This is a genomic window from Leptolyngbya boryana PCC 6306, from assembly GCF_000353285.1.
In the GTDB taxonomy this organism is placed as follows: domain Bacteria; phylum Cyanobacteriota; class Cyanobacteriia; order Leptolyngbyales; family Leptolyngbyaceae; genus Leptolyngbya; species Leptolyngbya boryana.
The window spans coordinates 3,546,296-3,571,251 of record NZ_KB731324.1; the positions used below are offsets into that span (position 1 = coordinate 3,546,296).

Annotated in this window: 21 protein-coding genes; 9 read left to right on the forward strand and 12 right to left on the reverse strand. The window is 47.4% G+C overall.

Annotated elements, in window-relative coordinates; all coding sequences use genetic code 11:
• Window positions 1-73 precede the first annotated feature (73 nt).
• The 4 genes from LEPBO_RS0117860 to LEPBO_RS0117875 form a co-directional block, all read right to left on the reverse strand.
• Window positions 74-2,092 carry an ABC transporter ATP-binding/substrate-binding protein gene (locus LEPBO_RS0117860; protein ID WP_017288932.1) on the reverse strand — a complete coding sequence of 673 codons (2,019 nt, stop codon included), beginning with the start codon at window positions 2,090-2,092 and terminating at the stop codon, window positions 74-76.
• A gap of 32 nt (window positions 2,093-2,124) precedes the next feature.
• Window positions 2,125-2,958, reverse strand: a complete 834-nt coding sequence (gene ntrB, locus LEPBO_RS0117865; RefSeq protein WP_017288933.1) for a nitrate ABC transporter permease — start codon at window positions 2,956-2,958, stop codon at window positions 2,125-2,127.
• 86 nt (window positions 2,959-3,044) lie between these two features.
• On the reverse strand, window positions 3,045-4,382 hold the full coding sequence (locus LEPBO_RS0117870) for a CmpA/NrtA family ABC transporter substrate-binding protein (protein ID WP_017288934.1): 1,338 nt from the start codon (window positions 4,380-4,382) through the stop codon (window positions 3,045-3,047).
• Between the two features lie 96 nt (window positions 4,383-4,478).
• Window positions 4,479-6,443, reverse strand: a complete 1,965-nt coding sequence (locus LEPBO_RS0117875) for a ferredoxin--nitrite reductase (protein ID WP_017288935.1) — start codon at window positions 6,441-6,443, stop codon at window positions 4,479-4,481.
• 330 nt (window positions 6,444-6,773) lie between these two features.
• Between LEPBO_RS0117875 and LEPBO_RS0117880 the strand changes: the two genes are divergently transcribed.
• From LEPBO_RS0117880 to LEPBO_RS0117910, 7 genes are all read left to right on the forward strand, one after another.
• The gene (locus LEPBO_RS0117880) at window positions 6,774-7,190 is read left to right on the forward strand and encodes a QcrA and Rieske domain-containing protein (RefSeq protein ID WP_026148733.1); all 417 of its coding nucleotides are present in this window, start codon (window positions 6,774-6,776) and stop codon (window positions 7,188-7,190) included.
• A 71-nt stretch (window positions 7,191-7,261) separates the two neighbouring features.
• Window positions 7,262-7,501, forward strand: coding sequence for a hypothetical protein (locus LEPBO_RS0117885; protein WP_017288937.1), 240 nt, complete (start codon window positions 7,262-7,264; stop codon window positions 7,499-7,501).
• 251 nt (window positions 7,502-7,752) lie between these two features.
• Entirely contained in the window at window positions 7,753-9,030 is a 1,278-nt protein-coding gene (locus LEPBO_RS0117890; RefSeq protein WP_017288938.1) for a HEAT repeat domain-containing protein, read from the forward strand.
• A gap of 128 nt (window positions 9,031-9,158) precedes the next feature.
• Complete coding sequence (locus LEPBO_RS0117895; RefSeq protein ID WP_017288939.1) at window positions 9,159-9,992, forward strand: DUF2382 domain-containing protein; 834 nt, start codon at window positions 9,159-9,161, stop codon at window positions 9,990-9,992.
• A gap of 125 nt (window positions 9,993-10,117) precedes the next feature.
• On the forward strand, window positions 10,118-10,552 hold the full coding sequence (locus LEPBO_RS0117900) for a DUF2382 domain-containing protein (protein ID WP_017288940.1): 435 nt from the start codon (window positions 10,118-10,120) through the stop codon (window positions 10,550-10,552).
• 9 nt (window positions 10,553-10,561) lie between these two features.
• Window positions 10,562-10,996 carry a CAAD domain-containing protein gene (locus tag LEPBO_RS37460; RefSeq protein WP_017288941.1) on the forward strand — a complete coding sequence of 145 codons (435 nt, stop codon included), beginning with the start codon at window positions 10,562-10,564 and terminating at the stop codon, window positions 10,994-10,996.
• 27 nt (window positions 10,997-11,023) lie between these two features.
• A complete protein-coding gene (locus LEPBO_RS0117910; RefSeq protein ID WP_017288942.1) occupies window positions 11,024-11,233 on the forward strand; it encodes a hypothetical protein in 210 nt (69 codons plus the stop codon).
• 79 nt (window positions 11,234-11,312) lie between these two features.
• Here the strand turns inward: LEPBO_RS0117910 and LEPBO_RS0117915 are convergent, their stop codons facing one another.
• The 4 genes from LEPBO_RS0117915 to LEPBO_RS0117930 all read right to left on the reverse strand — a co-directional run bounded on the left by LEPBO_RS0117915 (window position 11,313) and on the right by LEPBO_RS0117930 (window position 15,935).
• A complete protein-coding gene (locus LEPBO_RS0117915; protein ID WP_017288943.1) occupies window positions 11,313-13,433 on the reverse strand; it encodes a prolyl oligopeptidase family serine peptidase in 2,121 nt (706 codons plus the stop codon).
• 260 nt (window positions 13,434-13,693) lie between these two features.
• Window positions 13,694-14,578, reverse strand: a complete 885-nt coding sequence (locus LEPBO_RS0117920) for a glycine betaine ABC transporter substrate-binding protein (RefSeq protein ID WP_017288944.1) — start codon at window positions 14,576-14,578, stop codon at window positions 13,694-13,696.
• Window positions 14,575-15,201, reverse strand: coding sequence for an ABC transporter permease (locus LEPBO_RS0117925; protein ID WP_017288945.1), 627 nt, complete (start codon window positions 15,199-15,201; stop codon window positions 14,575-14,577). Before LEPBO_RS0117925 ends, LEPBO_RS0117920 begins: the two co-directional genes overlap by 4 nt.
• An 11-nt stretch (window positions 15,202-15,212) precedes the next feature.
• Window positions 15,213-15,935 (reverse strand): ATP-binding cassette domain-containing protein, encoded by a 723-nt coding sequence (locus LEPBO_RS0117930; RefSeq protein WP_017288946.1) that lies wholly within the window; start codon window positions 15,933-15,935, stop codon window positions 15,213-15,215.
• Between the two features lie 141 nt (window positions 15,936-16,076).
• Here LEPBO_RS0117930 and LEPBO_RS0117935 point away from each other — a divergent pair, with 141 nt between their 5' ends.
• Window positions 16,077-18,299 carry a sensor histidine kinase gene (locus LEPBO_RS0117935; protein WP_017288947.1) on the forward strand — a complete coding sequence of 741 codons (2,223 nt, stop codon included), beginning with the start codon at window positions 16,077-16,079 and terminating at the stop codon, window positions 18,297-18,299.
• Window positions 18,300-18,509: 210 nt separating this feature from the next.
• Here LEPBO_RS0117935 and LEPBO_RS0117940 read toward each other — a convergent pair whose 3' ends face one another.
• From LEPBO_RS0117940 to LEPBO_RS0117955, 4 genes are all read right to left on the reverse strand, one after another.
• Window positions 18,510-18,908, reverse strand: a complete 399-nt coding sequence (locus LEPBO_RS0117940; protein WP_017288948.1) for a type II toxin-antitoxin system VapC family toxin — start codon at window positions 18,906-18,908, stop codon at window positions 18,510-18,512.
• Entirely contained in the window at window positions 18,905-19,159 is a 255-nt protein-coding gene (locus LEPBO_RS0117945) for a hypothetical protein (RefSeq protein WP_017288949.1), read from the reverse strand. Before LEPBO_RS0117945 ends, LEPBO_RS0117940 begins: the two co-directional genes overlap by 4 nt.
• Window positions 19,160-19,262: 103 nt before the next feature.
• Complete coding sequence (locus LEPBO_RS37465; protein WP_017288950.1) at window positions 19,263-21,917, reverse strand: tetratricopeptide repeat protein; 2,655 nt, start codon at window positions 21,915-21,917, stop codon at window positions 19,263-19,265.
• Window positions 21,918-22,004: 87 nt separating this feature from the next.
• Window positions 22,005-23,237 (reverse strand): tetratricopeptide repeat protein, encoded by a 1,233-nt coding sequence (locus tag LEPBO_RS0117955; RefSeq protein ID WP_017288951.1) that lies wholly within the window; start codon window positions 23,235-23,237, stop codon window positions 22,005-22,007.
• A 222-nt stretch (window positions 23,238-23,459) separates the two neighbouring features.
• On the opposite strand from LEPBO_RS0117955, the gene purD reads away from it, so the two are divergent.
• On the forward strand, window positions 23,460-24,743 hold the full coding sequence (gene purD / locus LEPBO_RS0117960; protein WP_017288952.1) for a phosphoribosylamine--glycine ligase: 1,284 nt from the start codon (window positions 23,460-23,462) through the stop codon (window positions 24,741-24,743).
• The last annotated feature ends 213 nt before the right edge of the window (window positions 24,744-24,956 follow it).

Sequence of the window (24,956 nt, forward strand, 5' to 3'; positions counted from 1 at the left end):
AAGGAGTGGGTGGGTGAGAGGTCAGAGAGATAGAGGGTGGGGAGTGGGGAGTGGGGAGTTCTCCCCGTTCCTACTACGCTGCGATCGACGTTTTAATCGGTTCTGCAACATCGATGATCACCTCTTCGATGCGAATTTCACGATGAATCGTCAAGCTATTGAGATAGCCAATCGGATCATCTGGATTGAATTCGACACCATCAAAGAGTTGGAACGATCGACGATCGCCTTCGTGATCCGGCAGACCTAATTCACGTGCAGCTCGACCATAGAGATCGACTCGGCGCACTCGTTCTAGGACTTCGATCCAGTTTTTCGGGAAGACAGTAATGCCCCACCGTGCTAACTGAGTCAAGATCCATAAATCTTCTACACCATTTGGACAGTTCGCATTGTCCACATGGAACTGATTGAATCGTAGTAAGTTGACCGGAGGCTCACCCGTTCCGGTGTCATAGGCATCAATGAATCCAGGACGCGCAAAGTCCGCTGCGGCACCCACATATTGAGGACGGGCAAGTAAGGTAAGAATCTCTTCACGATTTCGACGATCGTCACAGTACTCGCAAGCTTCGAGCATGGCTTTCACCAGAGCATTGTGAGTTTCTGGATGCTGAGATGTCCAATCTTCACGGACTCCTAACACTTTTTCAGGGTGTCCTTGCCAAATATCTAAATCGGTGGCTACCACATAGCCTGCACCTTCTTGGATCGCACGAGAATTCCAAGGCTCGCCAGCACAGAATCCATCAATGTTCCCGGCAACTAAGTTCGACACCATTTGAGGCGGCGGAACCACCGTGAGATTGAGATCTTGATCTGGATCAATGCCTCCAGATGCCAGCCAGTAACGCAGCATCAAATTGTGCATCGAAGTTGGATAAACCACACCCAACGTATGAGTTTGATCCTGGGTTGCTTCTAGCACCTGTTTGAAGTCAGCGAGGGTGCGAACGCCTTTGTCTAAAAAAGACTTGTTCAGGGTGATCGCATTCCCATTGCGAGACGTGACCATTGCGGTCACAATCGGAAGCGGGTCGTAACCACTGTTACCTAGCGTCATTGCGAGTGGCATCGCAGCGACCATTTGAGCCGCATCTAAGCGATTGCTGCGAATTCCTTCAGCGATCGCTTTCCAACTCGGTTCACGACTGAGCGTGACATCCTCAAGCCCATGCTTTTTGAAGAATCCTTTCTCTTTCGCCACAATCAGCGGCGCACAATCTGTGAGCGGAACAAACCCAATTTCGAGATTGACCTTCTCTAAGCCATTCTTGGCAACGGCAGCAACCGCTTGGCGTTTGCGTTTCTTGTCTCGTTTCTGCTGATTTAAGAAGTAGATCATTTCATTCCGTAGCGCATAGTAGCTCGGATGATTCACCACTTCCAGACGGTTGCGAGGACGAGGAATGGGAACGGTTAGAATTTGCCCAATATGGGCTTCTGGGCCATTGGTCAACATCACAATGCGATCGCTGAGCAACAACGCTTCATCGACATCGTGTGTCACCATTACACAGGTCAAATTGTTCTCCTGAGCAATGTTCATTAATTGCTGCTGGAGATTTCCTCGCGTCAGTGCGTCTAATGCCCCAAATGGTTCGTCTAACAACAAGAGCTTCGGGCGAATCGCTAACGCTCTCGCGATCGCTACACGTTGCTTCATCCCACCGGATAGTTCCTTTGGTTTTTTATCGGCTGCATGGCGCAGTCCTACCATATCAATATGATGCTCAACTACCTCATGTCGCTCAGCTTTGGATGCGCCTTTCATGACTTTATTGACTGCTAGCGCAATGTTCTCGCGCACGGTCTTCCAAGGTAAGAGCGAATAGTTTTGAAACACCATCATGCGATCGGGACCAGGTTCAGTGACTTGCCGACCCTCGAGAATCACCCCTCCTGTCGAAGCATGATCTAATCCCGCAATGATATTCAGCAAGGTAGACTTGCCACAGCCAGAGTGACCAATAAATGAGATAAACTCACCTTGGTTAATCTTCAGTTCAATGTTTTTCAGAGCAATGTACTCGCCGCCATCTTTGAGCGGGAATACCTTATCCACGTGGTCAACTTCTAAGAAAACAGACATAGCAAAAATCAGGTGAGGGTTGAGTGATCAGTTTAGTTATCAGATGTAATCAGTGAACCGAGCCAGCCAACTAAGCGATCGAGCACTAATCCAACTAAGCCGACCAACAAGACACAGATGATAATTTGGCTCATGCTGTCCTCGTTGCCTGCGTTGTAAGCATCCCAAATCTTAAAGCCGATGCCGCCTTCTGCTTTCAGCATTTCTGCTGCCACAATTGCCAGCCATGCTAAACCAATCCCGATTTTCAGTCCACCAAATACATAAGGCACAGTGGACGGAACCAAAATACTCAAGAAATACTCTTTACCCGACAGCTTCAAGACTTTAGCAACGTTGTTATAGTCTTGCGGAATTTGCTGCACACCGACTGCGGTATTAATGACGATCGGCCAAATTGCTGTGACAAAAATGACGAAGATTGCGGCTGGATTGTTGTCTTGGAAAATCCCCAATGAGATCGGTAACCATGCGAGCGGAGGAACTGTTCTTAAAACTTGCACGATTGGGTCAAGCCCATTCCGCATAAACTTACTCACACCAAGTAACACGCCGAGTGCAATTCCCACGACAGCCGCGAGCGAATACCCTAACGCGACCCGTTCCAAACTAATGAGAATTTGCAATCCTAACCCTTTATCTGTCCCGCCATTGTCGTAGAACGGATCGAGAATCAATCTCCAAGTCTGTTCAATGACTTTGATCGGACCAGGCATCTTGGATTCTGGACTCAGACAAAGCAGTTGCCAGAGCACCAGCGCAATGCCGACGCAGACAATGACTGGAACGAGAGTACCACTATACTTTTTCAGAGTTTCTGAGAATTGGGACGGTCGAACGGGACGGAGAGTCGGGTTGATAGTCATAGGAGAGAGGAAAGAACGTTGTAGGACAGTCAGCAGCAATGAGGGAGAGGCGAGCAAGATGGCAAATCCGACTCGCCTCGTCTAAGTTATGCTTTTTTGATTTTGAGGCTATCCAAGTAAGCTTTTGGATTTGCAGGATCAAAGGTCACTTTGTCGAAGAAGGTTTCTACGCCGCGAGAATCGGCATCTTTGGGAACTGCTGCTTCTTGACCGATCGCTTTGGCTGCTGCTTGCCAAATATCCGAGCGATTCACTTTGTCAACTAACGCTTTGACATCCGTATCGGCTGCAAATTTGCCCCAGCGGATATTTTCAGTGACGAACCAAGCATCGTGGCTCTTGAACGGATAAGCTGCATCCTCACGCCAGAATTTCATCAGCAGATCGCTGTTCTGCAACGTGCGACCATTACCCATATCGAAGTTCCCTTTTGAACGTTCAATAATGTCTGCTACAGGCGCTTTCACATACTTGTCAGCCGACAAGATCTTGCACATTTCTTCTTTGTTCTCGTCCTTGTCGCACCACATTTGAGCTTCTAGAACTGCCATCATCAAAGCTTTTGTTGCTTTAGGATTCTTGTCTACCCAATCAGCCCGCATTGAGAATGACTTTTCTGGATGGTTCTTCCATAATTCGCCTGTGGTAATCGCTGTGTAACCCAATTTCTTGTTCACTAAGCGATCGTTCCAAGGTTCACCCACGCAGAAGGCATCCATGGTCTTCGTTTCCATGTTCGCAACCATCTGCGGAGGCGGAACAACCACGATATCGACATCAGTTTCAGGATTGATTCCACCTGCTGCCAGCCAGTAGCGCATCCACAGATCGTGAGTTCCACCTGGGAAAGTCACAGCACACTTGAATTTCTTACCTGCTGCTGCTGCTTCAGCGATTTTTGCTTTCAAAGGAGAGCTATCGGCTGCTAATTTAAGATCAGCATAGTCATTCGAGACTGAAATTCCTTGACCGTCAGTGTTCAAACGGCTCAAGATGTACATCGGCACAGGCGTATTACCCTTAGTAATTTTACCTGTGGACATAAAGTAAGGAATCGGAGTCAAAATGTGAGAACCATCAATTCCACCTCTCTCGGAACCCAATTCCAAGTTGTCACGCACCACTGCCCATGAGGTTTGCTTAGTAACGGTCACATCCTTCATGCCGTACTTCGCGAAGAATCCTTTCTCTAACGCAATGATCAATGGAGCCGAATCGGTCAGGGCGATAAAGCCTAATTTAGCCGTTGTGACTTCTGGTGCATCTGCCGCACTGATATTTGCAGCAGGAGAGGCAGCAGGAGAGGACGCACCGCTAGAAGCACTTTTATTTAGACCTGTGCTACAACCATTCACAATCACTGCGCCTGCTGCGGTTGCGCCTGCGGTCAAAATGAACTTACGTCTTGAAAGATTAGAAGACATGGATCGTCCTTTTTAGAGAATGTACTGAAGGAAAAGGAAGCACAGCAAAAAGCTGGCGCATGTGAGAACAATGAGCGGAGCGAACAAACTTAGGGATCAAGCATCGAGCAAGATACGACCGACAGGACGAGCAATACAGGTGAGAATCTGACCCGAAGCGCGATCGTGCTCATCGAGCACATCGGGTTCGCTGTCATAGCTGACTTCACCTTCGAGTAAGGTGCATTTACAACTTCCACACGTTCCTGATCGGCAAGAACTTTCGATCGCGACTTCGGCTTGGTCTGCAATGTCTAGAATCAAATCATCCTGGGTGCAGGTGATTTCTTTTCCTGACTGAGCAAAACGAATCGTTGCTGGAGCTGCGATTTCTGTTGGCGCTTTTACAACAGGTGGCGCACTCAGCACATAGTCAAACTCTTGTGCATTAAGCTCTTGCACGGTTGTTGATTTCCCGTTCGGTGTTTCCACCGTGGGACGATCGAGCGTGATCAAGGCGGTCGGATTTGGACGAGCGGATTCGGGCAGGTCTGACCAGAGACGCGCCCCAAATTGCTCGATCAAAATCTCTTGCAGAATCGGTTTGAGATCTTCACAGGGAATGCTTTTTCTCACACAGGTTCCAAGTTCAGCATGTTTGCCAACTTTGCCCCCCATATAGAGATCCACGCCTTCGACTGTTTTGCCATCTTTGCGGACTTTTGTGCCCATCAGTCCGATATCTGCAACTTGAGGTTGTCCACAAGAGTTCGGGCAACCTGTCCAATGAATGCGCACTGGACGAGGACAGTACAGGTCTTGTTCTAGCTCTTGCATTAAAGCAACCGCACGATTTTTAGTTTCAATCAGTGCGAAGTTACAAAACTGTGCGCCAGTACAAGACACTAATGCCCGTGAAAGATTCTGAGGCTCGATCGAGAACCGTTTGACAATGGGTTCTCTGAGCAATGCAGAAACTCGTGAATCCGGAACATTCGGAATGATCACATTCTGCTCGACAGTTAAGCGAATTTCACCACTGCCGTAAACTTCAGCGATCCGAGCTAAATCAAACAAATCTTGCGCGTATAACCGTCCCACTGGAACATGCAAGCCCACATAGTTTAATCCAGGCTGTTTTTGGGCATGAATCCCAATGTGATCTCGCTTGTCCCAAAGGATCTCGTCTTTGGCAGCAGCAGGCGTAAAAGCATATCCCAATTGTTTTTCAACCGCTTCGCGGAACGGTTCCAATCCCATCTCATCAATCAGCCACATTAAGCGAGCTTTTTGACGATTTGCTCTCAGTCCCAAGTTCCGATAGACCGTTAAAATTGCTTCGCAGACCGCAACGACATCGCGCGGGTCAACCCAAGCATTGAGTGGAATTGCAGCTTCGCAGCGTTTCCCAGAGAAGAATCCGCCAACTAGGATATTGAATCCTAATGTGCCATCTTTGAAAGCGGGAACGAAAGCAATGTCATTGATTTCAGCATGAACTGAGTTATCGCGGCACCCTGCGATCGCAATATTGAATTTCCGAGGCAAGTTACTAAAGCTCGAATTACCACGACCATTGTTCGTGATCATGTCTTGAACTTTGCGAACTAGCCCACGAGTATCAATTAGCTCATCTGCATCAATGCCAGCAACAGGCGATCCGGTAATGTTACGAACGTTATCCATCCCGGATTGAATGCTCGTCAATCCAGCTTGGTCAAACTTACGAAAAATTTCGGGAAGGTCTTCAATCCGAATTCCTCGCAGTTGAAAGTTCTGGCGAGTCGTGATGTCTGCATTGCCATCATCTCCATAGCGCTGAAGGATTTCTCCTAGCACCCGGGTTTGTCCGCTCGTGATAATGCCATTCGGAACCCGCATTCTCAGCATAAATTTGCCAGGAGTTACGGGGCGAAAGAACACACCGAGCCACTTCAAGCGATGATCACGATCGGTTTCATCCATTGCTTCCCAGCCGAGCCGAGCAAAGTGCTCGAGTTCTGCTTTCACCGCAAGACCATCTTTCTCTGCTTTGAGTTTTTCAAACTTATTGAGGGTCGGTGCTGCAAGGGTGTCTGTCATGGATTGAGCCTATGAATATAAGGTGTTCCAGAGCGAACACAAATCGATATCAACTGCGGAACCGTTTGATGATTCGCGGTGATTACTGAGTAAAGGTAATCGGGATCACAGAGGACATTCGTATCTGTTGTTACAAAACTTTTCATAATATGACGTTTCTGCATAAAGCCGATTCGTTTTCGTCATCTGTCGGCGGGAAGAGGGGGAAGGGCGTACTTTAGAAATAGTTGTAATTTGGTGGGGAGCGGGGGAGGAGTGGGAGATAGAAAGGATTTACCCTACTCCCCACTCCCTACTCACTATTCCTCTATCGTTCTTTAGGAGAACCTCATGCGTCGGAGAACATTTCTATCGTGGGCAAGCGTTGGATGGGTCATGAGTCGAGTTCCGGCAGTGTTGACTGCGTTTTTAGCAGCTTGTCAGGGGGGGCAGAAGAGTGCGAGTGGGATGCAGACTGTGGGCAAAGTGGCAGAGTTAGATCAAAAAGGCTTTTTACAGACTGAGTCACCCGCACCGATCGCTGTTGTTCGTAATCCAGCTGATCCAAAATCTCTGTTAGCTGTGAATCCAACCTGTACCCATCAAGGGTGCTTAGTGGCATGGAAGGCTGAGCGTAAAGCGTTTGAATGTCCTTGTCATGGCTCAGCTTTTGCACCCGATGGCTCGGTACAGAAAGGTCCTGCAACCGCAGCTTTAGCCAAGTACGAGGCAAGCATCGATGGAGAAAATGTGGTTGTGAAATTGTAGTGAAACTTTAGGTAGAGGACGGCTCGATCGCTTTGTTCCACCGTTAGATCAGATCGAATGGAGATGTGATTATGACTCAAATGGCAGAAAAAAGCGGCAGCGCAATTAGCGACCTCGAATATGATTTGCTCACCGCCTTGCACAATAAAGCAGAAGCGGTCAAAGCTTATGAAACTTACATTCAAGATGCACAACAGATGAATTCTCAGCCCTGTGTGCAACTGTTTCAGAAGTTAAGAGAGCAAGATCAACAAACAGCTCAAGAGATTCGTCATCACCTTCAACAAGTGATGCAAAACGGCAAAATGTAAAACTCGCTTTCTTCTTCTAATTCTGGAAGCAGAAGCGAGCAGCTAGTCAATTTCAGCCGGATGGGAAGATAGAAAACAAGAATCATTTCCAGTTTTCCCTTATCTCCCCATCCCCCACTTCCCCATAAAACTCCGACCCTATGCACAATCCGAATCCTCCCGATGCTATTCTCGGAACCCCTACTTCTCGATCGCCCCTTTCTATGGCAAAGTAAACATCGTGAGAACTGAGATGTGCTAGGGCGAATATTGTGCAGAAATTCAGCTACACCGAAATTTTGGAACGCGCTCAAACCTCGGCTCGTCGCGCGGACTGGGAGCAATTAAGCTTAGACTTACAACTGCTCCTTCTAGGAGATGAGTCTACTCAAGGAACAGCACTTTCTGACCCGAATGTGACACCTGCACTTCTGAATCTAGCCATGCAAGTTCTAGAATCCGGAAGTTTCCAAGAACGTTGGGACATTGCAAAAGTCTTTCCGAATTTCGGCATTGATGCACTTCGGCCCTTAATTGAACTGCTCAAAGATGAAGAAGCTGATCCGGAGTCTCAGTGGTTTGCGATCCGCATCTTAGGAAACTTTCATCACCCTCAAGTGGTTGAAACCTTGATTGAGGTCTTGAAGACTTCGCACAGTGAAGAACTCAATTCAATGGCAGTTTCAGTGCTCGCAACTTTAGGGAGTACGGCTGTGCATGTGATTGAAGAGTTATTGCATGAAGATTCGACTCGATTGTTTGCGACCCAAGCATTAGGACAAATTCGGCGATCGCAGACCGTGCCCTTGCTGATGCAAGTCGTGAATGACTCAGATGCTCAAGTGCGCGCGATCGCCATCGAAGCGCTCAGCAGCTTTCATTCTCCTGAAATTACTGCCCTCTTGATCACCGCCCTCAAAGATGTCGCGGCTCCGGTCAGAATTGCCGCAGTATCAGGACTGGGATTTTGTGAAGGGCGAGATTTAGTCAAGCATCTCCGCCCGTTATTGTTTGATCTGAATTTGGAAGTGTGTCGTCAGGCGGCGATCGCGTTAGGTCGCCTTGCGACTCCCGAAGCTGCAACTGCTCTGTATGAAGCTTTGAAGTCAGAGTATATGCCAGAAAATCTCGCGATCGACTTAGTTCGTGCTTTAGGATGGATGCCGATCGTGGATGCACTCATCTATTTAGAATGTGTTTTCATGACAACTTCTGATGAAGGAATTCAGCTTGAGATTGTTCAAACTTTAGGGCGAGTTGGAGAGAATTTACGATCGCAAGCGACTGCCATTTTATTAGCCTGTCCTACACGTACACCAACCGTTCGGCAAGCCGTGGCGCTTTCTCTGGGGCAATTAGGCGATCCGAATGCGATCGATCCGCTGATCGCGATGCTAGCAGATGCTGATGAGGGCGTACGATTGCATGTGATTTCTGCTTTAAAGACATTAGATGCAGAGGTCGCGTATCAAAAATTAGGTCAGATCGAAGCACAAGAATCAGACTTGAAAACAGGAATTGCGATCGCGCTGCAAGAATGGAGCTACTGAGGTCGAGAGAACGCTAGAAACTACTGCTTTTGGCTCGACACAACTCATCAAAAGGGTGAGGAAGCCAGAGTCAGCGAACCTTATTGTGAAGACATATTCGTTCTTTACTAAGGATCGACAAAAGTACTATGGCGCTTCATAAGATTAAGGATTTTGACCCCGACTATCGGACGCATTTTGATAATGATGATGTAATTGGGCTTGACTTATATTCTGGCAACGACAAGATCGGTTCAGTTGAGGATGTTCTCGTTGATGATAATGGTGCATTCCGTTATCTCGTGATCAATACAGGTGTGTGGATTTTGGGTAAAAAAGTCCTGATGCCGATCGGACAAGCTCGAATTGTTTATGGCGAACGTCGAGTGTATGCCAACGGCTTAACCAAGGCTCAAGTCGAAGATTTACCCGAATACGACCCGGATCACTTGGTCGGCTACGACTACGAAGAACAAGTCCGCGATATCTATCGTCCGAATACAGTCGCAGCGGGCATGACTGCAACCGACATGACCTACGACCAAGACAGCTATCGCTACGAGCATGATCCAGCGTTGTACAATCTCACCGAAGATCACGACACTTTACGTCTGTATCAAGAGCGCTTAATTGCCAATAAAGCTCGTCGCAAAACAGGTGAAGTGGCAGTCGGTAAACACATTGAAACTGAAACCGCACGGGTGGAAGTTCCAGTCGAGAGAGAGCGAGTTGTCATCGAGCGATCTCCTGTTACAGGTGAATCAACTGTGATGCCGGGTGAAGCAGATTTCCACGAAGGCGAAGTCGCACGGGTGGAAGTCTATGAAGAAGTGCCTGATATCCAGAAAGAGACATTTGTGCGCGAAGAAGTCCGCGTGAAAAAGGTCGTCGATCATGAAACAGTAACCGCAGAGGATCAGGTTCGCCGAGAAGAACTCGATCTCGACATTGATGGCAATCCGAATGTCGATCGACAAATCTAATTTTGGCTAAGTAACCTCAGTGTTGATGTGAAGAGTAGGGAGTAGGGAGTTACCCCCCATCTCCCACTCCCCACTCCCCACTTAAGAACCCACAACCCCAACAGATCACTCCCCTTACCCGAATCATGACCTCTCAACCTCACAGCTTACTACCTAGCGAAGAAATCGATCTCACCCCTGAACAAGCCATTCGCCTGTTAGAAGAACGATTAATCGTTCGGTCTGATAAGCGGAAGGTTGGAGAAATCGTGGTGCGGAAAGAAGTCGAAGTCCGCATGGTCGAAGTTCCCGTCCGTCGCGAAAAGCTGATCGTTGAGCAAGTTCAGCCCAAGTATGAGCGACTTGCAGAAATTGATCTCGGACAAACCACTGAAACCGCAGGTTCAGGAGCCATCGTCTCTGGCGAATTCGACTCTCCCCGTGCGGTCAGCGATCTCTTAGATGCGATCGCAAGAACTCCGGATCACAGTTGTGCTGAAATTCGTGTCGAAATCAAGCTCAAAGATTCTAAGCATCAAGAGACTTATCAAACTTGGTTCGATCGCTGCCGTAAATCCTAGGAGACATCTATGACGACTGAACTTGAAGCACGTCCCGAAGTAATTGATCAAGAACTAATTGAAGCGCGTCGGCTGATGGCTTGGGAGCGCGATCGCGCTCAGATTGAGGACTTTTTCAATGAACCCGGAAAATATGTTCGTGCATTCTGGCAAGAATATAAGCCGATTATTTATGTCTTAGGTGCTATCTTTACCGCTTTGGTTGCCCTGAAAGTTGTGCTCGGACTCATTGGATTTGTGACTGGGCTACCTCTGATCGGTGGACTGCTTGAACTGGTTGGAATTGGCTACTCTGTATGGTTTGCGAACCGCTACTTGCTCAACGCCGAAACTCGTCAAGAACTTTCCCAAAAAGTAGACGAACTCAAGCAAGAGGTAGTCGGCGCTGCAAGTTCGACTCAAGAAAAGATGCTCGATTCGATCGACACCCAAACCGTTGAATAATCTTATCCCCCTATTTTGAACATCACTATGCTGCTACAAGAGAAAGAAACAGGTAATTTAGTCGAAGTGCTCGATATCCAACTGCTGATTGACCCGAATGAAGAAACGATTTCAGCAAAAGATCAAGCGGGTCAAGAAGAACAAGACCCAGAGAAATTTGCGAAAACGAATTTAGTCTTTCCTTCGGGAGAAGCTCTGCCCCAATGTTGGGTTGATGCAAATTATCGCACTCGATAAAGGCTGTACAAATTCATAGGCGTTTGAGAGAGGAGGAAATTGAGCGATCGCTCAATTTCCTCCTCTCTCATCGCATCAGCTACTGCTCTAGCACTGCCTCAACAAATGCCCACTTATCTGCAACTTCTTCAATAATTTTTGCAGTCGGTTTTCCGGCTCCATGCCCTGCTTTCGTCTCAATCCGAATCAGCACAGGTTGCGTTCCCTGATGCGCCGCTTGCAGTGCCGCAGCAAACTTAAAGCTATGGGCTGGCACAACGCGATCGTCATGATCTGCTGTAGTAATTAAGGTTGCTGGATAGCTCGTTCCTGCTTTAAGTTGATGAAGCGGTGAATAAGCATACAGTGCCTTAAATTCTTCTGGATCATCAGGAGAACCATAATCGCTTGTCCATGCCCACCCGATCGTAAATTTCGGAAACCGCAGCATATCTAATACACCAACCGCAGGAAGTGCCGCACCAAATAAGTCCGGACGTTGCGTCATACAAGCGCCGACCAGTAAACCGCCATTACTTCCGCCAGAAATTGCGAGCTTACTAGCAGACGTGTAGCTATGCTCGATTAACCATTCTGCTGCTGCAATAAAATCGTCAAACACATTCTGCTTATTGAGTTTTGTGCCTGCTTGATGCCAAGCTTCACCATACTCACCGCCTCCGCGCAGATTCGGGATTGCATAGACCCCTCCGCGCTCCATCCAAACGAGATTCGCGATCGAGAAACTCGGCGTCAGTGAAACATTAAAGCCACCATAGCCATACAGACAGGTGAGATTGTTTCCATTCAGTTCTAAGCCTTTTTTATGGGCAATGAACATCGGAACCTGAGTTCCATCTTTACTCTGATAAAAAACTTGTTGAACTTCGTAGTCGTGAGGATCGAACTCAACTTGCGGTTGTCGGAATAGCGTACTTTCTCCTGTCTCTAAGTTGTAGCGATAAATCGTTGTGGGTGTTGTAAAACTCGTAAAGCTATAGAACGTCTCAGTATGACTTCGCTTTCCACCAAATCCCCCCACTGAACCAATCCCAGGCAATTCGACGACTCGAATCAATTCACCCTGAAGATTCAGGATCTTAATTTGGCTACAAGCATCTTTGAGAGATGACACAACGAATTGATGACCAAAAAGGCTGACATTATCAAGCGTTTCAGAAGTTTCTGCAATCACTTCTTGCCATTGGTCACGCTGAGCATTTTCTAAGTCGATCGCAATCACTCGCCCGCGTGGTGCATCAAGATTAGTTTGAAACCAGCACAGACTTCCTTCAGAGTTGATCAAGTGATAGCTAGCTTCTAGCTGATCGATCAAAGCAACTACCGGAGCATAGGGAACAGTCAAATCTTTGTAATAGATCAAATTCTTCGGCTCTGATCCGAAGCGGACTGTGATGATCAAGTAATTCCCGTCCTCGGTCACCTCGCCATCTATCAACGCTTCTTTCTGCTCAGGAAGCTCAAACACTAGAACATCCTCAGCTTGGTCTGTTCCGAGTTGATGGTAGTAGAGTTTATGAAAATAGTTGATGTCTTCAAACTGTGTCGTTTCGCTCGGTTCAGGATAGCGAGAGTAGAAGAATCCTTGATGATCATGTGTCCAAGCAACACCGGAAAATTTCGCCCACTTGACTCGATCACTTTGATCTTCTCCCGTCTCCACATCGCGTACATACCATTCTTTCCAATCAGATCCCGAAGTAGAAAGAGCATAAGCCATCCATTGACCGTCATCACTAATCGCAAGACCAGACAGCGCGATCGTGCCATCGTCTGAAAGCTGATTTGGATCAAATAAGACTCGCGGCTGATCTTCTAGCGAATTCAACGTATAAAGTACACTTTGATTTTGTAAGCCGTCATTTTTGAAATAAAAATAGCGATCGCCAGCTTGAAACGGCGTGCCATATTTCTCATAGTCCCAAAGCTGAGTCAACCGTTGTCGAATCGATTCGCGCTGCGAAAGCTGTTCGAGATAGCGAAACGTCAATTGATTTTGAGCCTCAATCCAGGTACGACTCTGCTCAGAATCAGGGTCTTCTAACCAGCGATACGGATCTGTAACTTCGAGTCCGTGATAGATGTCTTTTTGCTCAACGGTGGGAGTGATGGGATAGGGAAGCATAAGCAAGGATAGTGGGGGAGTGAGGGAGTGAGGAGTGGGGGAATAGGGAGCAATCTGAGCTTGGGTTCTCTCCATTTCTCCACTCCGGAAAATCAATGCAGTTAACTAAGAGAATGTTTGGAACGTATCGTTCATCGCATTCACCCGCCCGTGATTGAAAATCCGGGCTAGTTGAACGAAGTCCACTAAAGGGACTAAAAACCAATTAGAATCAGGTCTTCAGTCCTTTGAAAAGGACTTCGCACCGTTAGCCCGGAATTCTATTCCAGGGCGAGATAGAACGGGGCGAGGAAACTGTTGATACGGTTCAAACGCTCTCTAACTAACTAGTCTACCTATCTAGACTTTAAGAAATCCCGAACAACTGCTTTGATATCTTCTTTCTTTCCATCCACACGGAAGTTTAATTCCTGCATCGTTTTATCGGAAATCAAGCCCCCAAGCTGATCCAAAACGTCTTTGAGTTCTGGGTGTTTCTGCAAGGTTTCTTGTCTGACAACTGCGGCAGCCTCATAGGGTGGGAAATAGCGTTTATCGTCTTGCAACACCGTCAGATCCAGAGTCGAAAGCAGCCCGTCAGTTGTATTGCCAGCCACGATATCCACTTGTTTATCGTTGAGCGATCGATACAAGAGTCCCAAATCCATCACTTTTGGCGGCTGAGTAAATTTGAGATTGTAATGCTTTGCAAGTCCTGGAAATCCATCTTCACGATTGAGAAATTCAGGCCCAAAGCCCGCCCGCCATTTTGGAGTTTGAGGCGCAGCTTGGGACAATGTTTGTAGCTTCAATCTGCGAGCATCTTCGCCTCGAATCACCATCGCAAAAGAATTGTTAAATCCAAACGGCTTTGACCAGAGCAGCTTAAAGTCGCGCTTAAATCGACTCTCGACTGTTTCACGTGTCTTTTTGGGATCGCTGTTTGCTCCAAGCTTCAAAATCGCGTTATAAGCCGTTCCCGTGTACTCAGGATAGATATCAATTTCACCTTTCTGAATTGCCGTCAAACAGATAAACGTTCCACCTAAATTCAATCGACGATCGACTTTCAAATTTGTTTTCCGCTCAATCTGCTGCGCCAGCAGTTCACCTAAAATATTCTGCTCTGTAAAGTTTTTCGAGCCAATAACAATGCGATCTCCCCCGGGCTGACAAGCCACGATCAAACCCGTTAAACAAACGGCGAGGAGTGCAAATGTAAAAAGTTTTTTCAGCTTCATTTTTTAACCGTCAATCGTCGTTCAATCCAACCTAAAATCCAATCTGCACCTAACGCCATTATTGCAGCCGGAATCGCGCCTGCAATAATCAGTTGATTATCTACAATGGCGACTCCTCGAAAAATAAATTCTCCTAATCCTCCCGCTCCAATTGCCGATGCGATCGTTGCCAATCCAATCCCAATCACAGTTGCCAGCCGAATACCCGACAAAATCACACTCATCGCCAATGGAATTTCAACTTGTAACAGCAATTGACGATCGCTCATTCCCATGGCTCGTCCTGCTTCTCGAACAGCGGGATCGACCGAGTTAATCCCAACAAAAGTATTGCGAATAATCGGCAGCAGCGAATACAGCACCAACGCCACGATCGCAGTTTTCTCTCCAATTCCCCCAATGATCGGAATCGGCAACAGAATGCCAAACAGCGCCAGACTCGGAATCGTCTGCATCACATTGGCAAACCCCAAAATCGGTTTCGCAAGTCTCGAATATCGCGTGATCAAAATTCCTAGCGGAATTCCGATAAGGATTGCGATCGCCATTGCCACTGCCACTAAAAATAAATGCTCTCCACTTCGCTGTAAAATCTCCTCGCCATACCGCGTCCAGAATTCCATCTCAATTCCTCTCAGTCTCTCGCGCTCAAAAATGCTCTGGCTTCTGGATGCTGAGATCGCTCAAATTCAGCCGGAGTCGCAATTTCTACCAACCGACCAGCTTGCATCAATCCAATCCGAGTTCCCAACTTAAACGCCTCACGGATATCATGCGTGACAAAGACGATCGTTTTCCCTAACTGCTGTTGCAACCGCTGAAACTCTCGCTGAAGTTCGACGCGCGTAATCGGATCAAGTGCCCCAAACGGCTCATCCATCAGTAACAGCGGCGGATCTGCCGCCAAAGCTCTCGCGACTCCAACCCGTTGTCTTTGTCCACCCGATAATTGATGCGGATAGCGATCGCTAATACTTTTTTCCAATCCGACGAGTTCTAACAAGTCCATCACTCTCGATCGAATCCGCTCCGGCTGCCAATTTTCCAGGACAGGCACAACTCCAATATTCTGTGCCACGCTCAAGTGCGGAAAGAGTCCAACTTCTTGAATCACATATCCAATTCGCCGCCGCAAGTGGATCGGGTTCCAAGATTGAGTCGATCGACCTTCGACTCGAACTTCTCCTTGCGTAGGGGTCAGAAGATGATTGATCAATCTCAGGGTCGTTGTCTTTCCGCAACCACTTCGACCCAGTAAAACAATTGTTTCACCAGAAAAAATTGTAAAGCTGAGATCTGCAATCAGCAATCTCTGATTTAGTTGATAGGAAACTTGGCAGAACTCAACAACACTCATTTAAGATTCGGTTAACTTGCGTTTTTTCATTGAAATTCAGTCTAGATCACCCAGCCGGGTGAAGCCTATCAAGGAATATCCTTCTAACCTAGATTAGTCTATTCCAGCGATTGGAGTGCTACATCCTTGTTCAAGGATCACATGGCAAAACTCAACCTATCTCAGGTTGGTCACTCATTGTTCGCGATTGCGATCATCGCGATCGTGTACTACTTGAGTGCACGTTTTGCCTTGAGCATCACCCTCCTCAATCACTGTGCTCTGGCATCTGTGCTCTATCCCCCGATTGGAATTTCACTGGCAGCTATTTTACTGATAGAACATCCTGTTTGGCTCGGTGTCTTTTCTGGTGCAGTCATGTCTGGGCGATCGCTCGATCAAGTCAATTGGCTGACAGCATTCCTAGCAGCAACGGGCAACACGCTAGAAGTTATCGTTGCGAGCCAATTGTTGAAACAAGTGGAATTTAGTAGATTACTTCGTCGTGTACGAGACGTGTTGGCATTAATTGGATGTGGAGCCGTTCTTGCCCCCACGCTGAATGCAACCATCACAACTCTGACTTCGGCTGCGATCTCCCAACCGACGGAGCTTATGAATCATTGGTTTGCAAGTTGGCTTGACAGTTCAGTTTCGATTTTGGTTTTCACACCCGCGATCGTGGTGTGGGGAAATCAAGAACTTCGTGTACCGCACTCTTTTCGCAACAGATTGAAAAAGTTGCAGCCCGTTCTCGTGGGTCAACGGACGATCGAGTTTTACATCTGGTTAGGATTGATGGGAGTGTGGAATGGGCTAATGTTGACTACTTCAACCGGAACAGCCCCAATTGTGCAGGGAGCAGCACTGCTTTTACTGAAGTATTCACCATTTCTGTTTGTAGTTTGGGCAGCACTGCGGTTTGGACAGCAGAGAACGATGTTGTGCTTGCTGATTGCATCCTTAAGTTCGATTTGGGGACTGACCCAGATCCAGCAGGGAAATTTTCAATCTTCACTGTTTCAGATCCAGATTGCGATCGCAATCATGGCGATCATCACCCTGGTTTTAGTTGCGACGATCGCGGAGCGCAAAACAGTCGAAGCTCAACTAAGGCGCAGAATTGAACAAGATCAGTTTTTAGCTGAAAGCACATTGAGAATTCGGCAATCTTTAGATGTCAAGCAGGTTTTGAATACGACCGTCGCAGAAGTTCGAGCGTATCTGAACGCCGATCGTGCTCATATTGCTGTGTTTGATGAACAAGGGTTTACCGATGTTGTTGCCGAATCAGTTGCACCCGGATGGAACCCGATGCTAGGAACGCGATCGCCTCGACCAATCTTGGCGGATATTGCCGTTTTATTTGAGCAGCAATCTGTGCGAGTCAACCCAAATTCAGACATGACTCAGAACGAGTTTCTGAAGCTTTATTATGCGATGTATCAGGTCAAAGCAAGCATTGGAATCGCAATTTGGCAAGAAGGACAGTTGTATGGTGTGTTAAATGTGCATCAGTGCGTTGCACCGAGGAATTGGCAGGATTTTGAAATTGAATTGCTGACTCGGTTAGCTACTCAGGTAGAGTTGGCGATTCAGCAGGGACGTCTGTATGAAAAGGTGCAGGGATTTGCCAGCGGATTAGAATCTCAGGTACAGGAGCGGACTGCACAGTTGCAGCAGAAAATGATCGAATTAGAGACGTTGAATCAGGTGAAGGACACGCTGGTTCATGCGGTAAGTCATGATTTGAGAACGCCTGTGTTAGGAATGTTGATGGTTCTGAAACGGTTGCAAACGAAAGCAGAGGAAACCATTTCACTCTCGAAATCCGTGCTCGATCGCATGGTCGAAAGTGGCGATCGCCAATTAAGTTTGATTAGTTCCTTACTAGAAAATTATTCGCAGGAACCACACAAGTTGAGTTTGAATTATCAACGTGTGTCGATCGTGGAATTAGTCGATCAAACGTTACACCGATTAGAGCCATTGATCCATCAAAATCAAATTCGCTTAGAGAAGCAGATTGCGCCTGATGTGCCACAGTTCCTAGCTGACTCAATCCAGTTACAGCGCGTGTTAGAACATCTGATTACCAATGCTATGAACCACAATCTTCCAGGCATCAATTTAGCAATTCAGGTAGAGAAGGCTGAGAATGAGATGAAATGTACGATTTCGGACAATGGAATCGGAATTCCACCCGATCAGTGCAATTTGCTGTTCGATAAGCCTTTCCTAAGAGGATCGCAAAATCATCATCGCACTGGGTTGGGATTAGGATTATTTCTTTGTAAGCAGGTGATTACAGCACATCAGGGGCGAATTGGTGTGAACTGCGAAGGGAAAGGAGCAAATTTTTGGTTTACTTTGCCTTTAGGGTAAGGACTTACGATCATTTCTATATGAAACACGATCGTTCCTCAATTCGATGAACTTTAAAGTTTTTGAGGGATAGATTGTGTCAATGGATCATCCAAGAGTTCATCAATGCAGTTCTTCTAGAGAACTTTTTGGAGAAACGATCGAAGATGTTGCTGTTCGGTAGAAATTGCTCCAGTGATTTTTATATTTGCTGGACAGGCACGTGGGTCATTACCGCCAAACTCTTGTTTTCATCACATCAAAATGGAAATCATATGTCCAAACTGGGAGTTGCAATCGTTGAGCGATCGTAGTGGTTGTCGCATCGAAGAGGGTAATCGCTTGGTCTGGATATTGTTGAATCAGTTGAGTTGCATTTTGGTAATCCGCGATCGTCGGTTGAATAAGATCTGCGCCATTTAGAATTTCATCAATGTACCGAAACCCGATACGGATTTCTAAGCGTTTTAGGATGAGACTATGCGTTTCAAGGAATACAGGATAAGACACAAGCACGGTCAGATTTTGGGTTGCTAAGCGATCTAGTTCTGCAAGAGCTTGAGCATGATAGGTATCACTCGGATCGTAAGCGGCATAAAGTGGGCCTGTGTCAGCAAGCACGCGAATCACACCAAATGCTCCTGATCGAGGTTAGCAAGCACTTGATCATGTTCGATCGAGGTATTGTGATATCCACTGCCTTGTTCAGCAGGAGTAATTCTTAGGCGCTTCTTGGGTTGAGAGAGATAACCCCGCTCGGTCAGAAAAGTTTCTAAGGCGGTTTGGAGAACATCGGGAAGATCGGTTGGGTCAGTTTGATCTTGGATGTAATCAGCGATCGCTTGGGCGAGATGATCTGGTAATTCTGTGTTCAATTGCATGGGTAGGAGAGAATCGCGGTGTTATTTTATTATGGCTTGCAATCTAAGATGCCAATCTTTTATGAATCAATGCAGTCGTTCCGATTTCAAATTCAATTGCTCCTCAATCCAATGTGCTTCGTAGTTCTTGAAGGATAGATTGTGTCATTGGATCATCGGAGAGTTCGTCGGTGCGGTTCTCTTGGAGAGCTTTTTGAAGAAGCGATCGAAATCGTTGCGAGGCTTCCTGTCTCCATTGATGGCTTTCCTCTAGCTTGGCAGACAGGATGGGGATAGCTTGCAGGTAAAGAGCTTCTGCCTCTCCGGAGCGTCCTTGTAGATCGTAGAGGTATGCCAAATTACTCAAATTCTTGGCTGATAACGGATGGTCGGCAGGAAGTTGTTCTTGCCGAATGCGGACTGAGTACAGGAGCAGAGGTTCTGCATCCTCGTAGCGTCCTTGCAAATGGTAGAGTACTGCCAGATTGTTGAGGCTAGTTGCCACATCGGGATGGTCAGTGCCTAACTGCTGTTCCCGAATCGAGAGAGCACGCACTAAGAGCGGTTCTGCCTCTTCGTAGCGCCCTTGCAAATGGTAAAGAAATGCCAGATTGTTGAGGCTAGTTGCCACATCGGGATGGTCAGTGCCTAACTGCTGTTCCCAAATCGGGAGAGCACGCACTAAGAGCGGTTCTGCTTTGTGGTGGCATCCTTGCGATTGGTAGAGTACTGCCAGATTGCTGAGGCTAGTTGCTACATCAAGATGGTCAGTGCCCAATTGCTGTTCTCGAATCGAGAGTGATCGCACATAAAGCGGTTCTGCCTCCTCGTAGCGTCCTTGGGAACGGTAGAGTACTGCCAGATTGTTGAGGCTAGTTGCTACATCAAGATGGTCAGTGCCCAATTGCTGTTCTCGAATCGAGAGTGATCGCACATAAAGCGGTTCTGCCTCCTCGTAGCGTCCTTGCTCTTTGTAGAGTAATGCCAGATTGTTGAAGCTATTTGCCACATCGAGATGGTCTGCTCCCAACTGCTGTTCATGGATTGAGAGTGATCGCACATAAAGCGGTTCTGCCTCCTCGTAGCGCCCTTGCGCGTAATAAAGTTCTGCTAACCAATTTAGACAAGTTGCTAAATCCAATGCTTGCTCTGGTCTAGCTAATCGCTCCATTGCTTCCTGCAAATGGGCAATCATCATCGTGGATTCCCGAATTAGAGATTTCTCCGGCTCATCCCTGACTCTTTTTGCCTCAGCAATCACCACCTGATAAAACCGCTGCTGCAAGTCGGAGTCATCCGCCCGTTGCTCCCGCTTCACCACAAAAAACTCCCGTAACAATTGATGCAGTTGGTACATCCCCTGATCCACGCGCTTCAGCAGATTTGCACCAAGAAGCATCTGATCGCGAATATCCTCCAACTCCTCAGCATCAAACTTCGGCAAACACTGTTCTACCAGCTTCCACGGAATTTCAACCAAAGCAAACAGACTCAAAACGGCTGCAACTTGCTGTGCAATCTCATCCAAAGCGTGCCAACTCAACTCAAACGCCGCTGCAACCCCCAAAGATGCCGTCATTCCAGGTTCCGCTTGCTGAAACGCTCTCGCTTCCAATCGTTTCTCTTGCAACCGTTGCCACAAAAGCTCGATCGATAAATCTCTCTTCTTCGCCAAATGCCGCCCAACTAATTCCACGCCCAACGGCAAATATCCCAACCATTCACAAAGTTCTTTCGAGCGCGCTAACTCCTCATCAACCCGCGAATCTCCCACCAACGATCGCAATAATTCCAGCGCTTTCTCTTCCGACAACACATCAAGCTGTAATGGTTGCACCGGAGATCCGAAGCGCGATCGCGAAGTCATCAGCACTTTAAACCTAGATTCCTGTGGCGGCAGAAACAATTCAATATCCTCATACTTCTGCACATCATCAAAAATTAGCAATGCTGCTCCCTCTCGCCAGCGTCGCCAGCACCAGCGCACCTTTTCGACTAATTCGAGATCCTCTGGCGGAGTCAAATCTAAGCACGATCGTACAAAGCTAATAATTTGAGTTCCAACTTCCTCACGCGCCCTCAACCAGCACAATCCACCCGGATAAGATCCTTCACGACAGTGCTTCCGAGCATATTGCAGCGCTAATTCTGTTTTGCCAATGCCGCCCATTCCCGCGATCGCTGAAATTGCCACCGTCGAACTTTGTTGCAACTGCTGATGAATCTGTTCAAGCTCCACCTCTCGTCCGACAAAGTTTATACTTCCATACGGCAAGTTCTGAATCAGATTTGGGGGATAAGTAGGCTTTGCTCGATCGCTGATCGTCCCCGATTGCCCTGGGAATTGCGGCGGTTGATCAGGTTTAGTTCGTCCATCTTGCACCGCTTGTAAAACTAAATCCCGCGCTGATACCTCATCAACTTCGACTAAATCGACATAGACGATCGTTGACCACATTCCACTCAGCAAACAGTTCCCGATTCGGATGGGAATGAGCGATCGCTTCTCCCCAGTCGGATCTTGTGCAAAAGCTGATGCCCATTCAGGCTGGGTAAATTGCGAACTGAGATAATTTTCGGATAAAACCGAGATCGTTCGTTCTGCCTCAGATGCCGCTCGTTGCATATCCAGCACAAAGTTTCCACCCGGACGAAAATCCCAGGCTTGAATCACGACGGTATATCCCGATTCTTCCAAGATCCAAGCAATCCACTCAGCCCAAGCTTTGTCATGGCGATTGTAGCTGACAAAAAAATCCTTCTTTGCGTCTGTACTCATCGGGGCAACTCAGAGACAACACTGTTTCTTTTCTACCGCAGAAGAAGTCCGGAGTCCGCGAATTGTCACAGCTCCTTTAGAAACGATTTATTTTGCTGCTTGAATCTTCTGGATCTGCTGAGTGAAATAATCAACTCGATAATTAATTTGTTTTGCAACTTCTAACCCTTGCTGAAATGCCTTTGCAGCCTCCGCTGGTGCATTCCGTTGCAGTTGAATCTGACCAATCTGATCTAGCGCATCCATCACTCCATAGGTGTCATACGCCTGCTGCTGCACACCCGCTAAATAGTTATAAACCTGAAGTGCTGCCTCTAATCGATTGTTCGATCGATAAAGCACCCCTAATTTTTTCAACGCATCACTCGCATATGCCAACTGTCCCAAAGGCTGTGCAAGCTCAAATGCATCCTGATATACCCTTTCTGCCGCATCTAATTGCTGGCTCGCAACAAAATTATCTCCCTGTCTGATCTTCAAAGCCGGAACGAACAAAGCTTGCTGCGGATTCTTTTGATAAATCTCAATCAACTGCTGCTGATACGTCACCGCTTGAGCAGATTGCTTAGCTTGTTCGTGAATGTAAGCAAGCTGAGCTAAATTTGTCACAATGTTAGGAGCATCATTGCGCGATCGCGCCAATTGCAAAAGCTCCTCATACGTCGCGATCGCAGGCGGATAATCAAACCAGCTTAAATGCAATTGTCCGATCGTATTGAGTAAGCTCACTTCTGCCACGGAGTCTTTGCGCGTTCGGGCTTCACTCAACATTTGCTGATAGACTTCCAGCGCCAGTCCCGGCGATCGCACTTGTTGATAAGCAATACCCAACGCAGGGAAAATCTGAGCGCGATCGGGCAGACTGACCTGCTGCTGATTTTGCAGCGGTCTTTGAACTTGGGTTTGAATCGCGGACAGACGATTGGTAATCACTCGGACTTGGGGATTTAGATTTTGTCGCCAAGCGATGTCTCCTACTCGACCCAAAGCCTGCACTTCTTCTAAAAATCCCAGCGCCCGTCTGAGTCTTAATTCTCGGTTCCAAATTTCAAACGATCCTAGAACATCTCCAGCCCGTAGTTTTGCGATCGCTTGTGTATTTAATTCATCTAATGCTTTGCGTAACGTTTGGCGTTCTGGCTCTGACAAAGGGCGATTTAGCCCTCCAGGCAACAGCGGATCAGGAGCCGTCAACTCCAGCGGATTCGGCGGAAATTTATCCGGTTGTTTGGGCGGTTCAGCCGCATTCACACTTAAGGTCAATGAAACAACTCCGGCAATTGCCATTCCACTGAAGCCCCGCCAGTCAAATCTTGTCATAAATTTATCTCTAGAAGCGATCACCCTATCTACTTAATAGAATTCCAGACTCTGGAAAAGTTTCAGCCAAAAATTTGCGATTTGCTGGAATTAAACGAAAATTCATAATTTCCGCGCACTGAAGATTTTACAGTTAGGCTTAAGATTTGTACTGGACTAGATGCGAAAATCGATCGCGCTATTTCTTGATGAATTTATCCATTTGGTTTGGGTGAGGAATCTGTGAGAGTTTTGGTTGTTGGCAATGGTGGGCGAGAACATGCCCTAGCTTGGAAGTTCTTGCAGTCCCCGCAAGTGCAACAGGTGGTCTGTGTTCCGGGAAATGGCGGGACGGCTTCTCTGAAGAATTGCCGAAATTTAGCGCTTTCTGTAGATGACTTTGAAGGTATTGCCCGATATGCCTTAGTCAACAACATTGGAATGATCGTTGTCGGGCCAGAATTACCGCTATCGCTCGGCATTACAGATTATCTCAAAGCGCAGGAATTAACCGTCTTTGGACCAACCCGAGAGGGGGCACAAATCGAGTCGAGTAAAGCCTGGGCAAAAGACTTGATGAAAGCCGCAGGCATTCCCACTGCGCGGGCAGAAGTTTTCACAGACGCAGAATCTGCGATCGCCTATATCCGCTCTCAAGGAGCGCCGATCGTGATCAAAGCCGATGGCTTAGCTGCCGGAAAAGGCGTCACCGTTGCCATGACGCTCGAACAAGCTGAAACTGCGGTCACTGCTTGTTTCTCCGGACAATTTGGCGCAGCAGGTAGCCAAGTCGTGATCGAAGAATATCTGCAAGGTGAAGAAGTTTCGATTCTGGCAGTCACCGATGGTCTAACGATTCGTCCCTTATTGCCCGCTCAAGACCATAAGCGAATTGGCGAGAACGATACTGGCGAGAATACAGGCGGCATGGGGGCTTACGCTCCAGCCCCGATCGTCACTCCAGACTTAAAACAGCGCATTCAAACAGAAATCCTGGAGCCAGCCATTCAAGCGTTGCGCGATCGCAATATCGATTATCGAGGCATCCTCTACGCTGGATTGATCATCACACCCGAAGGCGATCCGAAAGTGATCGAATTTAACTGTCGATTTGGCGACCCCGAAACTCAAGTCGTTCTGCCTTTACTAGAAACGCCGCTGGAAAAACTGCTCTATGCCTGTGCCAAGCAGAAATTAGCAAACTTTCCAGAGATCGAATGGAAATCAGGAGCAGCAACTTGCGTAGTGATTGCTTCAGAAGGATATCCCGGCAATTATCCGAAAGGCTTGCCGATCAACGGAATTACAGCCGCAGAAGAAACGGGTGCAGCTGTCTTCCATGCCGGAACCCAAATGAAGAATCAACAAATCGTCACAGATGGAGGTCGCGTGTTTGGTGTAACGGCGATCGCAGACACCTTTGACCAGTCGATCGAGCAGGCGTATCGAGCCGTCGATCAAATTCAATTCGAGGGGATGTACTTCCGCCGAGACATCGCGCACCGAGTCCGAGGAAAAAGTATGTGAAGCGGTAGTCCTTCAACATCCCTGTGAGCAGTTTGACAGTGGGGAGTAGGGAGTCACCTAGACTTACTCCCTACTCCCCACTCTTTTTGGGACTTACAACTCCACCAGAATCGCTATCGTTTTATACCGCGTTCCACTTCCGAAATTTCGCGGCACTGCATCACTTAGGCAAAAGTTTCAGATTCCCTAAACACAGTAAGATTAAAAGACAGT